The sequence below is a fragment of the Xanthomonas arboricola pv. populi genome (genome assembly GCF_002939945.1).
Lineage (GTDB): Bacteria > Pseudomonadota > Gammaproteobacteria > Xanthomonadales > Xanthomonadaceae > Xanthomonas > Xanthomonas arboricola_A.
Genome location: NZ_MDEB01000002.1, coordinates 193,573 through 204,944 on the forward strand (window position 1 = coordinate 193,573; position 11,372 = coordinate 204,944).

At 65.7% G+C, this 11,372-nt stretch carries 8 protein-coding genes and 4 tRNA genes; 3 read left to right on the plus strand and 9 right to left on the minus strand.

All coding sequences use genetic code 11. The features are described from left to right. Positions 1-4 precede the first annotated feature (4 nt). Complete coding sequence (locus tag XaplCFBP3123_RS07245) at positions 5-1,267, plus strand: TIGR03862 family flavoprotein (protein WP_104533449.1); 1,263 nt, start codon at positions 5-7, stop codon at positions 1,265-1,267. Here XaplCFBP3123_RS07245 and XaplCFBP3123_RS07250 read toward each other — a convergent pair. Then, positions 1,251-2,543 carry a nucleotide sugar dehydrogenase gene (locus tag XaplCFBP3123_RS07250; protein WP_104533450.1) on the minus strand — a complete coding sequence of 431 codons (1,293 nt, stop codon included), beginning with the start codon at positions 2,541-2,543 and terminating at the stop codon, positions 1,251-1,253. The two genes, XaplCFBP3123_RS07245 and XaplCFBP3123_RS07250, sit on opposite strands and share 17 nt — an antisense overlap. A gap of 142 nt (positions 2,544-2,685) precedes the next feature. Between XaplCFBP3123_RS07250 and XaplCFBP3123_RS07255 the strand changes: the two genes are divergently transcribed. Then, positions 2,686-2,769, plus strand: a tRNA-Leu gene (locus XaplCFBP3123_RS07255). A gap of 552 nt (positions 2,770-3,321) precedes the next feature. Here XaplCFBP3123_RS07255 and XaplCFBP3123_RS07260 read toward each other — a convergent pair. The 8 genes from XaplCFBP3123_RS07260 to kdsB all read right to left on the minus strand — a co-directional run bounded on the left by XaplCFBP3123_RS07260 (position 3,322) and on the right by kdsB (position 8,918). After that, positions 3,322-3,397, minus strand: a tRNA-Gly gene (locus tag XaplCFBP3123_RS07260). Positions 3,398-3,478: 81 nt separating this feature from the next. After that, positions 3,479-3,552: transfer RNA gene (locus tag XaplCFBP3123_RS07265), tRNA-Cys, on the minus strand. Between the two features lie 68 nt (positions 3,553-3,620). Then, positions 3,621-3,696 (minus strand) — tRNA-Gly (locus XaplCFBP3123_RS07270). A gap of 36 nt (positions 3,697-3,732) precedes the next feature. Then, entirely contained in the window at positions 3,733-4,365 is a 633-nt protein-coding gene (gene pgsA, locus XaplCFBP3123_RS07275; protein ID WP_016902574.1) for a CDP-diacylglycerol--glycerol-3-phosphate 3-phosphatidyltransferase, read from the minus strand. Beyond that, positions 4,365-6,221 carry an excinuclease ABC subunit UvrC gene (gene uvrC, locus XaplCFBP3123_RS07280; protein ID WP_104533451.1) on the minus strand — a complete coding sequence of 619 codons (1,857 nt, stop codon included), beginning with the start codon at positions 6,219-6,221 and terminating at the stop codon, positions 4,365-4,367. The genes pgsA and uvrC overlap by 1 nt, the downstream gene beginning before the upstream one ends. After that, positions 6,218-7,636 (minus strand): hypothetical protein, encoded by a 1,419-nt coding sequence (locus XaplCFBP3123_RS07285; RefSeq protein WP_172453140.1) that lies wholly within the window; start codon positions 7,634-7,636, stop codon positions 6,218-6,220. The genes uvrC and XaplCFBP3123_RS07285 overlap by 4 nt, the downstream gene beginning before the upstream one ends. 23 nt (positions 7,637-7,659) lie before the next feature. Then, on the minus strand, positions 7,660-8,124 hold the full coding sequence (locus tag XaplCFBP3123_RS07290) for a low molecular weight protein-tyrosine-phosphatase (protein WP_104533453.1): 465 nt from the start codon (positions 8,122-8,124) through the stop codon (positions 7,660-7,662). After that, positions 8,121-8,918: a 3-deoxy-manno-octulosonate cytidylyltransferase gene (kdsB, locus tag XaplCFBP3123_RS07295; RefSeq protein WP_104533454.1), complete on the minus strand. Its 798-nt coding sequence runs from the start codon at positions 8,916-8,918 to the stop codon at positions 8,121-8,123. The genes XaplCFBP3123_RS07290 and kdsB overlap by 4 nt, the downstream gene beginning before the upstream one ends. A 117-nt stretch (positions 8,919-9,035) precedes the next feature. On the opposite strand from kdsB, the gene XaplCFBP3123_RS07300 reads away from it, so the two are divergent. After that, a complete protein-coding gene (locus XaplCFBP3123_RS07300) occupies positions 9,036-11,159 on the plus strand; it encodes a TonB-dependent siderophore receptor (RefSeq protein WP_104533455.1) in 2,124 nt (707 codons plus the stop codon). Positions 11,160-11,372: the final 213 nt, after the last annotated feature.

Below are 11,372 nucleotides of genomic sequence, written 5' to 3' on the forward strand. Positions count from 1 at the left end.
AGCAATGACGGATGCGAGCAAGCGGCGGCTGGCGGTGATCGGTGGTGGGCCGGCCGGTCTGATGGCGGCTGAAGTGGCGTGTGCGGCCGGCCTGGCAGTCGACCTGTACGAAGCCAAGGGGTCGGTGGGGCGCAAGTTCCTGATCGCCGGCAAGGGCGGCTTGAACCTCACCCACTCCGATCCGATGCCGTTGTTTGCGCAGCGCTATCGCGAGCGCACCGAGGCCGTCGCATCGTGGCTGCAGGAGTTCGATGCAGACGCGCTACGTGCCTGGGCGTGCGACCTGGGCGTGGATACCTATGTCGGCAGTTCCGGACGCGTGTTCCCGATGGATCGCAAGGCCGCGCCGTTGTTGCGCGGCTGGGTGCGCCGACTCAAGGAACAGGGCGTGGTGTTTCATGTGCAGCATCGCTGGCTCGGTTGGAGCGATGACGGAGCATTGCGCTTCCACTCGCCCACCGGCGATGTCGAATGCACCGCAGATGCCGTGGTGCTGGCGCTCGGTGGCGGCAGCTGGCCGCAGCTGGGCTCAGATGGTCTTTGGCAACGCCTGCTGCAGGAACGCGACATTGCGGTGGCGCCACTGGTGCCAGCCAACTGTGGCTTCGACATCGGCTGGAGCGCGCATTTTGTGCAGCGACATGCCGGTGCGCCGCTCAAACCCGTGGTTGCACACTGGCGCGATCGTAACGGCACACCGCATCAGTTGCAGGGCGAGTGCGTTGCGACGTCCACCGGCATCGAGGGCAGCCTGATCTATGCGTTGGCTGCGGATCTGCGCGCGCAGATCGATGCCGATGGCGTGGCCGAGCTGGGACTGGACCTGCTCCCGGGACGCTCGCTGGAACGCGTCAGCGCCGAGCTGGAAAAACCACGCAAGGGACGCAGTTTCAGCGAGCATCTGCGCCGGCAGGTCGGTATCGATGGCGTCAAGGCTGCCTTGCTTTACGAACATTTGGGCAAACAGGCGGGCGACGATCTTGCGCTGGCAGCGCGTACGCTCAAACGGCTGCCGTTACGCCTGCTGCGACCGCGCCCGTTGGCCGAGGCGATCAGCTCGGCCGGTGGCGTGCAACTGGAGGCGCTGGATGCGCAGCTGATGGCGCGCGCGCAGCCTGGCGTGTTCTGCGCCGGCGAAATGCTCGACTGGGAAGCGCCGACCGGCGGTTATCTGTTGACCGCCTGCTTCGCCAGCGGATTACGTGCCGCGCATGGCGCGGCGCAGTGGCTGCAGCAACAGGACGATCGCGCTACAGACGATCGCTGACCGCGTCGCGCGGCCACACCGATTTGACGTCGTAAATCACCGCGCCCGGTTTGCCCAGCGCTGTGATGCGCCTGGTGTCGTAGTCGCGGTACTGCGCATGCGCGACTGCCAGCACGACGGCGTCGTACGCACCTTCGTCCGCAACCTCGCACAACTGCACGCCGGCTTGATGCAGCGCTTCTGCAGGGTCGGCCCACGGGTCGCAGGTGTCGACCTGCACACCCGCAGCTTGCAGCAACTGCACCAGTTCCAGCGCCCGGCTGTTGCGCAGGTCCGGGCAGTTCTCCTTGAAGGTGGCGCCCAGCACCAACACCCTCGCCTGCGCAAGCACCACACCACGCGTGGCCAGCATGCCGCAGACGCGCTCGGCCACATGCCGGCCGACGCGGTTGTTGACCTGGCGCGCGGTGTGGATCAGGTCCGGGTGATAGCCCACGCTTTCGGACTTGTGCATCAGGTAATACGGATCCACCCCGATGCAGTGACCACCGACCAGGCCGGGGCGGAACGGCAGGAAATTCCACTTGGTTCCAGCAGCCTCCAGCACATCCAATGTGTCGATGCCCAGCTTGTCGAAGATCAATGCCAGTTCGTTGACCAGCGCGATATTGACGTCGCGCTGGATGTTCTCGACCACCTTGGCGGCCTCGGCCACGCGCATCGACGGCGCCCGCCAGGTGCCGGCGGTGATGACGCTGGCATACAACGCGTCGACCGCATCGGCGGCTTCTGCGGTGGAGCCGGAAGTGATCTTGCGGATATCGCGCAGACGCCGCTGGCGGTCTCCCGGATTGACGCGCTCAGGGCTGTAGCCACAAAAAAAATCCTCGTTGAACCGCAGCCCCGATGCGGCTTCGAGCAAGGGCACGCAGACTTCTTCGGTGGTGCCTGGGTAGACGGTGGATTCGTAGATCACCAGGTCGCCAGGTTTGAGCGCAGCGGCGATCAGCGTGGTAGCACTGCGCAGCGGCTCCAGGTCGGGCTGCTCGAAGCTGTCGATCGGCGTCGGCACGGTGACGATGAAGATGCTGCACTCGGCCAGATCCGCAGCGTTCGCGGTGTAGCGCAACCGGGTGGCGGCAGCCAGCTCGGTGTCGTCCAGTTCCAGCGTGGCGTCGTGGCCGTCGCGTAGCTGGCCGACCCGCTGCGCATCAATGTCGAAGCCCAACGTGTCGCGCTGTTCGCCAAACGCGACGGCCAGCGGCAAGCCGACATAGCCCAACCCAATCATGGCGATGCGAGCCTGCAGCGGAGCGAGTAGCGTGGTGCTGGACATGCGGTTCCTTCAATCGTACGCAGCCGGTTGCTGCGCGCCTGCGCGGTGGCAGCATAGCGCAGGCGGCCATCCGGCCAGCAGTGCGGAGAGCCGGCGACGCGGCGATTCACAATCGGCGCGCAATCAGGCACGCTATCGCAATGCCCGGGTGGCGAAACTGGTAGACGCAAGGGACTTAAAATCCCTCAGCTGCAAGGCTATGCGGGTTCGATTCCCGCCCCGGGCACGCTCTGATGGCGCTGCGAATCGCGCAACGCCATCGACGCACCGACAGGTCTCGCACGTTGCGTTGTCGCAGCCATATCGCATTGCGATCAGCCCCCCTCTGCGTCGCGCTCGGGCAGATGCATGGTGCGCCTTCAGGCAGATCCCCTGCCTCGAAAATGATCGCGACCGTCAATGCATCCCAGGCCGACGTGGAAGACCGCGGGCGGATCAAGGATCAACGCTACAGCTGACGTCGACGGTGACACCGAGACTGCTCTGAAGAAGATTAAGTTGCACGATCCTGCTTAGCGAATGCATGCAGCAGCGCTGCCATTCAAGCATCAGCCGCGGCATCCACGCCGTGCCAGGCGCAACGGTTCGATCTCGCTTGCGGTAGAAGGCCTGATGTGAGGCGTCGCGCTCAGCGTAATGACAGATCCCGCGCCAAGTTCGCGATCCTACGTCAACTAGAATGAAGGCAAACCATTGCCTGCTCCCCAGATGTTACGACCGCCAATACCATCGACCAATAAAAAACCCCGGACATCGTTTGATATCCGGGGTCTGAATTTGGAGCGGGAAACGAGACTCGAACTCGCGACCTCAACCTTGGCAAGGTTGCGCTCTACCAACTGAGCTATTCCCGCGTGGAGCTAAATTGTACAGCTTGTTACTTCGTCGCGCCAGTCCTGTCGCCGTTGCCGACGCATGAAACAACGCATGCAATGTGGAGGCCTGGGCCGGAATTGAACCGGCGTACGCGGATTTGCAGTCCGCTGCATAACCACTCTACCACCAGGCCGAAACATCAAACCCAAGGCATCCTGCCTTGAAACAACGAGACCTCGGGCAAGGGGCCTTGTCTACATCTGGAGCGGGAAACGAGACTCGAACTCGCGACCTCAACCTTGGCAAGGTTGCGCTCTACCAACTGAGCTATTCCCGCTTGGGAGGCGAAATTCTACAGCGAACAGCATCGCTGTCAACTATTGCTTTCGACTTTTTTCGGTTTGCTGGTGATCGCGGCTTTTTCGTCGGCACGCAGGCTCGGCCAGGCGGCCTGCAGGTACTGGAACCCGGACCACAGCGTCAGCAGCGCGGCGATCGCCAGCGTCCAGTAACCGGCGCGGAAGATCAGGTTGCCGAACCAGATTTCGTGCGTGGGCATCTGCCCCGGCGTGACGGAATACAGCAGGCAGAGCAGCGCGACCATCTGCGCGGTGGTCTTGACCTTGCCGATCACCGCGACCCGCACCTTGGCACGCTGGCCGATCTCGGCCATCCATTCCCGCAACGCCGACACCGCGATTTCACGTCCGACGATGACCGCCGCCCAGAACGCCATCCACGGTGTGGGGTGGCCCTGCACGATCAGGAACAATGCCACCGCGACCATCAACTTGTCGGCCACCGGGTCCAGGAATGCACCGAAGGCCGAATACTGGTGATAACGCCGCGCGACCCAGCCATCCAGCCAGTCGGTGATGGCGGCCAGCGCGAACACGCCGGCGGAGGCGAAATTGGTCCAGGTGTACGGCAGATAGAACACCACGACCAACACCGGGATCATCACGATCCTCAGCAGTGTCAGCCACGTGGGGATGGTCAACTTCATTACGGACTCGACTCGCCTGCCGCATCGGGGAGCGCCAGCCCATGCAGGTTAGCGTAGATTCGCGCGGCAAGTGCGGCATTGACGCCCTCCACCCGCGCGATCTCGGCCTCGCCGGCGGCCTTGAGCCCGACCAGACCGCCGAAATGCTTGAGCAGGCTCGCGCGCCGGCGCGGACCGATGCCGGGGATATCCTCGAGCTTGCTGGTCATGCGCGCCTTCTGGCGTCGACCGCGGTGACCGGTGATCGCAAAGCGGTGCGCTTCGTCGCGCACCTGCTGGATGAACTGCAGTGCCGGCGATGCCGCGCCCGGCCGCAGTTCGCGGCCGTCGGCCATGATCAGCGCCTCGTGCCCTGCCCTGCGCTCCTCGCCCTTGGCCACGCCGACCAGCAGCACGTTCTCGATGCCCAGATCGGCCAGCGCGCCCTTCGCCTGCGCCAGCTGACCGGCACCGCCGTCGATCAGCAGCACATCCGGCAGCACACCGTTTTCTTCCACCGCACGTCGAAAACGCCGTTCGATGGCCTGACGCATCGCGGCGTAGTCGTCGCCCGGCGTGATCCCGGAAATATTGAAACGCCGGTATTGCCCACGCACCGGGCCGCCGGCATCGAACACCACGCACGAGGCCACCGTCGCCTCGCCCATGGTATGGCTGATGTCGAAGCACTCCACCCGCTTGACCTGCTCGGCCAGCCCCAGCATCTCGCGTAGTGCTTCGCTGCGTGCGTGCTGCGCGCTCTGGCTGGTGAGTTCGGTGACCAGGGTCAGCTGCGCATTACGGGTGGCGAGCAGCAGATAGCCGGCACGCTCGCCGCGCACATTCCACTTCAACGTCACCTTGTATTCGGCAGCGGTGCTGAGTGCGGCCTCGATCAGCTCGGCATCGGGAATCTCGCGATCGAGCAGGATCTCGCGCGGCGGCGAGTGTTCTGCGTAGTACTGCGACACGAACGCAGCCAGGATTTCGTCGGCGCTGTCTTCGCCATTGGTCTTGGGAAAGAACGAGCGCGTGCCCAGGTTGCGGCCGTCGCGAAAACTCAGCAGCAACACGCAGGCCTGGCTGGATTGGGTGGCGCAGGCCAGCACGTCCAGATCGGCCGCGCGGCCATCCACGTACTGGCGGTTCTGCATGCTGCGCAAGGACGACAGCAGATCGCGCAGACGCGCGGCGCGCTCGAACTCGAGTGCTTCGCTGGCCTGCTGCATCGACTGCATGATTTCTTCGCCGAGCTGGTCGCTCTTGCCTTCCAGAAACATGGTGGCGCGACGTACCGACTCGGCGTAGTCGGGCGCGGCGACCAGCTCCACGCACGGCGCGCTGCAGCGGCCGATCTGATACTGCAGGCACGGCCGCGAGCGGTTGCGAAACACGCTGTCCTCGCAACTGCGCAGCTTGAACAGCTTGTGCATCAGGCTCAGCGTTTCGCGCACGCCGGTCACGCCGGTATACGGGCCGAAATAGCGCCCCTGCACCGCACGCGGGCCACGGTGAAGCGCGATGCGCGGCCAGTCCTCGCGCGTCAGCAGCACGTAGGGATAACTCTTGTCGTCGCGCAGCGAGACGTTGTAGCGCGGCGACAGCGACTTGATCAACTGGTTTTCCAGCAGCAGCGCCTCGGCTTCGCTGCGGGTCACGGTGACGTCCATCCGCGCGACCTGCGAGAGCATCGAGGTCAGCCGCGCATTCTTCGGCGTACCGTTGAAATAGCTGCCCACCCGCTTGCGCAATGCACCGGCCTTGCCGACGTACAGCAGCGTGTCGTCGCCGGCATACATGCGGTAGACGCCGGGCGCGGTGCTCAGTCGGGCAGCAAACGCCTTTCCATCGAAATCGGCTTGAGGCCTTGCGTTCATTCTTCTATCGAAACATCGCTCAGTTCGCCGCTTGCCAGGTCGTAACGCAGCACGGCGTGGGCATCGGTCTCGGCAATCCAGACCGCACCTGCGGCAACCGCCAGCCCGGCTGGGCCATGCAGGCGGCGCGGTAGCGCGACCGTGGTCAGTTCGCCGCCGCCAAGACGCAGGCAACGCAGGCGACCATTGCCGGTGTCGGCGATCCACAGCACCGGCGAATCGGCAGCCAGGGCGATGGCTTGCGGAAACTGCAGCCGCGCGGTGTCCCGCGGGCCGTCCTGGTCGCCGAACTGCCAGGTGCCCTGCCCGCCGACCAGGGTCTGCACCAGATCGCCGCGCAATTGCATGGTACGGATCGACGAGCCCAGGCCGTCGCAGACGTAGGCCACCTGCTGCACCGCGGCCAACCCGGCCGGCTGTGCGAACGCGGCCAGATGCCCGCTGCCATCGCGAATCTCGAGCGCGCCGGTACCGGCGCGTGCGCTCAGTGCGGCACGGCCCAGGTGATAGCTCCAGATGCGGTTGTCGCCCGCCATTGCGATCAACACCTGATTGTCGGCAACGGCCAACCCTTGCGGGTAGTTCAGCGCCGAGGCGCCGGCGAACGCCAGCGGCCCCTCGACCGGCTCGCCGGAGCGCCCGGTGCCGCACAAGGTGTCGACCTGCCCGCTGCGCAGGCTGATGCGACGCAGGGCGTGATTGCCGGTGTCGGCGACATACAGCTGGTCGCGCTCCAGCGCCATGCCTTGCGGACGTCGAAACGCCGCTTCGCCGACGCCACCATCGATGAAGTCCGCGTTGCCATGGCCGAACTGGCGCAGCACGCGGCCGCCATGCGTGCATTCGAGCACGCGGTGATGGCCGGTGTCGGCGATATACAGACGGTCCTCGGTGGCGGCAAGACCGGTTGGAAACCGCAGCTCCAGGCGCGGCTCGGGACCGCGCTCGGCCACTCCATGCAGGTCCAGGTCCGACGGCGGCTGCTGGCCTTCGCACAGGGCCACCAACGCCTTGTCCAGATCGCCGGTCACGCCGACCAGACGCTGACGCTCGCGGCCGTAGGCGTCGAGCAGCACCAGCGTCGGCCAGGATTCGATACCGAAGCGGCGCCAGGTTTCCCAGTCCTTGTCGAGCAGGATCGGCGCGCTGACGCCATGCCCGCGCAATTGCTTGAGCGAGCGTTGCGGCAAGCGTTCGCTATCGAAACGCGGCACCTGCACCACGATCACCTGCAGCCTCCCGGGGCTACGCGCCTGCCAATGCGCCAGCTCGGCCAGGCGCTCGGCGCACCACACCGAACTGGCATTGACGAACGCCAGCACCAGCGCACGCCCGCGATGCTCCTGCAAGGTGGATGGCCTGGCGTTGAGCCAGGTGGAAAATTCCGGCAATTCCTGGGTGAGCTGGGCGACCATCCGGTCATTATGCCCAAGCCCGATCAGCTGCGGGTGAGCCTTGCCACGGTCTGCTGCGCGGCGGTGTCGACCAGTTGCCAGACACGCTCGAAGTCGTCCATGCCGCCGGTGTAGGGGTCAGGGATGTCGTCGCGCTCTGCAATGCCGGCCCAGGGTAGCCAGAGTGCCACCTTGTCGCGCAGCGGCGCTGGGGCAAGCCGTTGCAGATCGCGCAGATTGCTGTCGTCGGCACACAGCAGCCAGTCGAAGTGTTCGAAGTCTGCGGTACGCACCTGGCGTGCGCGTAATCCGGCGATGTCCACGTCATGGCCGCGGGCGCAGCGAATGGCGCGCGTGTCGGGTGGATCGCCGGCATGCCAGTCGCCGGTACCGGCCGAATCGACCTCGATCCGCCGCGACAGTCGCGCCGCGTCCAGCCGCGCCCGCAAGGCACCCTCGCCCATCGGTGAGCGGCAGATATTGCCCAGACATACGATCAGCACTCTCATGCCGATGCCACGCGCGTTTGTGCGCGCGCCAGATCGTCCGGGGTATCGATGCCGGGCGGAAACTGTTCGGGCGTCAATGCCACCGCGATGCGGTAGCCGGCCTCCATCACGCGCAATTGTTCCAGCGACTCAATGCGCTCCAGCATGCCGGGGGGCATTGCGGCAAAGCGCTGCAGAAATCCGGCGCGGTAGGCGTAGATGCCGATATGGCGCAACCATTGCCCGTCGCCGGGCAGGGTGTCGCGCTGATTGGCGAAACTGTCGCGATGCCAGGGGATCGGCGCGCGACTGAAGTACAGCGCATCGCCGCCTGCGCTGCGCACCAGCTTGACCACATTCGGGTCGAACAGTTCGTGCGCGCTCTCGACCTGCGCGGCAAGCGTGGCCATGTCGGCGCCGGAGTGCAGCAGCAGATCGGCCACGGCCCGAATGCCGGCAGCAGGCGCGAATGGTTCGTCGCCCTGCAGGTTCACCACGCAGGTGTCGGCCTCCCAGCCGGCGATTCGTGCGCACTCGGCAAGCCGGTCGGTGCCCGACACGTGCTCGCTGCCGGTCATTGCCACATGCACGCCGGCCAGGCCCTCGATCGCCTCGGCAATGCGCGCATCGTCGGTGGCCACCCAGACCGCGCGCGCACCCGCGAGCAGCGCCCGCTCGGCCACGTGCCGGATCATCGGGCGGTCGCCGATCCGTTGCAGCGGCTTGCCCGGCAAGCGCGTGGAGGCGTAACGCGCGGGCACCGCGACCACGAACGCAGCGGCCGCACCGGCAGGTCCTGCCGGTACCGGCTTCACGGAAGAGCCTGTTTGCACTTTGCCTCCAATTTGTGAGAATAATTCGTATTCGCTAAGGCTTCGACCCCATACGCCGGGATCGGCCGCCGTCGCGCCCCCCACCATTCTAGCGATCCCATGACTATCCATTCCGTGTCCTCGCGCCGCGTGGCGCTGCGCCCCCTGTCCATCGCGCTGCTGCTGGCGCTGAGCAGCCCCGCTCTCGCGCTCGCCGACGAGGCGACCAGCAGCGCCCGCACCCTGGATGCGGTCAAGGTGCAGGCCGAGCGCGCCGACGGCTACAGCCTGCGCCGAACCGACACGGCCACCCGGCTGGCGCTGTCGCCGTTGGAGACGCCGCAGTCGGTCAGCACGGTCTCGCGCCAGCAGATGGACGATTTCGCCCTCAACAACGCCAACGATGTGCTCGCGCTGGCTGCCGGCGTCAATGTCGAACGTATCGAGACCGACCGCACCTTCTACACCGCGCGCGGCTTCGACATCCTCAATTTCCAGGTCGATGGGCTGGGGTTGCCGTTTACCGACGGCCTGGGCCAGGGCGACGTGGATACGGCGATCTACGAGCGGGTGGACGTGTTGCGCGGCGCCAACGGCCTGCTGTCCTCCACCGGCAACCCGTCGGCGACCGTCAATTTCGTACGCAAGCGTCCGACCGCTTCGCTGAGCGGCACGCTGGCGCTCAGCGGCGGTTCGTGGTCCACCCACCGCGTCGATGCCGACGTGTCCGGCCCGCTCACGGCCTCCGGCAACGTGCGCGGCCGCGTGGTCGGCGCCTGGCAGGACGGCGACAGCTATCTGGATCGCTACGCGTTGGAAAAGAAGGTGTTCTACGGCGTGGTCGAGGCCAACCTGAGCGACACCACCTTGCTGACGGTCGGCGCAAGCTATCAGGACAACACCCCGACCGGCGGCATGTGGGGCGCGTTGCCGCTGTACTACAGCGACGGCACGCCGACACGTTACGACCGCTCGACCAGCACGTCGGCGGATTGGAGCTACTGGAACAGCACCGACAAGCGCGCATTCGTGGAACTGCAACAGACGCTTGGCGGCGACTGGACGCTGAAGGCTTCGCTGAACTATCGCCGTTTCGACACCGAGGGCGACCTGTTCTACGTCTATGGCCAGCCCGATCGGCAGACAGGGCTGGGCCTGTTCGCCTATCCGTCCTTCTACAGCAGCAACGAGACGCAGAAATTCGCCGACATCTATGTCTCCGGCAGCTTCGCGCTCGCCGGCAGGCGCCACGACCTGGTGGCCGGAGTGAACTGGGCAACGGTCGATACCGACCAGCTGTCGATGTACGGGCGCGGCATCGGCACCGCGCTGCCGCGCCTGGAAGACTGGACCGGCGACTACCCCAAGCCGGCATTCGATGCGAGCAGCGACGGCGCCGCCTTCGACATGACGCGACGTACCGCCTACCTGACTGCACGCTGGAGCCTGGGCGATCAACTCAAGCTGATCACCGGCGTCAACCAGACCCAGGTGGAGAGCAACGGCAGTTCCTACGGCATGCAGCATCGCTACGATCGCGACCGCACCCTGCCTTTCGTCGGCGCGGTCTACAACTTCGACCCCGACTACGCGCTTTACGCCAGCTACGCCGAAATCTTCAACCCGCAGACGCAGCTCGATCGCACGCTCAACGTGCTGGAGCCGATCACCGGCAGCAATGCCGAATTGGGCATCAAGGGCCAATGGCTGGATGGACGCGTCAACGCGGCATTCGCCCTGTTCCGCGCCAAGCAGGACAACACCGCCGAAAGCGATGGCACCGTGGGCACGCTGCAGGTCTATCGCGGCATCGATGCCACCTCGACCGGCTACGAGGCCGAGGTCGCCGGCCGTCTGGGCGAGTCCCTGCAGTTGAGTGCCAGCTACACCCAGTTCGGTATCGAAGGCGAGGACGGCGAGAACGTGCGCAGCTACGTGCCGCGGCGCATCGCCAAGCTGGCCAGCAGCTACCGCGTGCCAGGACTGGAACAACTCAGGCTTGGCGTCAATGTGCGCTGGCAAGACGCGATCTCGCGAGTGCAGGACAGCGGCCCGGGCATTGTCCGCCAACCGAGCTATGCGCTGGTCGGGATGATGGCCGGCTACGAGTTCACCCCGCAGTTCGGCGCCACGCTCAACGTCAACAACCTCACCGACCGCCGCTACATCAACAGCCTGTATTGGGACCAGGGCTATGCCGGTGCCGGACGCAACTGGTGGTTGTCGCTGAACTACGGGTTCTGAGAACGGCAGACGGCAGCGGGGCATGCGCGAGACACGCCTGGACGCACCCTGGGCGCTCTCGCGCCGACCTCGCAGCCAAGGACAGGCTTGGGACGGCAAACGATAGTCAGCGAGCCAGCGGCCGTCCGGCGGATGTGGACGGCACGCCCGGTACGCAGTGCACCAGCGGCCGCTGCCGGGCAGTGGCCGAGGGCGCCTGGTGGACGGCCGCTA

Bases quoted from the DNA above. Each gene is read 5' to 3' on its own strand.
- XaplCFBP3123_RS07300 (WP_104533455.1), top strand. From the start codon at position 9,036: ATGACTATCCATTCCGTGTCCTCGCGCCGCGTGGCGCTGCGCCCCCTG.
- XaplCFBP3123_RS07285 (WP_172453140.1), bottom strand. From the start codon at position 7,636: ATGGTCGCCCAGCTCACCCAGGAATTGCCGGAATTTTCCACCTGGCTC.
- uvrC (WP_104533451.1), bottom strand. From the start codon at position 6,221: ATGAACGCAAGGCCTCAAGCCGATTTCGATGGAAAGGCGTTTGCTGCC.
- pgsA (WP_016902574.1), bottom strand. From the start codon at position 4,365: ATGAAGTTGACCATCCCCACGTGGCTGACACTGCTGAGGATCGTGATG.
- XaplCFBP3123_RS07290 (WP_104533453.1), bottom strand. From the start codon at position 8,124: ATGAGAGTGCTGATCGTATGTCTGGGCAATATCTGCCGCTCACCGATG.
- XaplCFBP3123_RS07250 (WP_104533450.1), bottom strand. From the start codon at position 2,543: ATGTCCAGCACCACGCTACTCGCTCCGCTGCAGGCTCGCATCGCCATG.
- XaplCFBP3123_RS07245 (WP_104533449.1), top strand. From the start codon at position 5: ATGACGGATGCGAGCAAGCGGCGGCTGGCGGTGATCGGTGGTGGGCCG.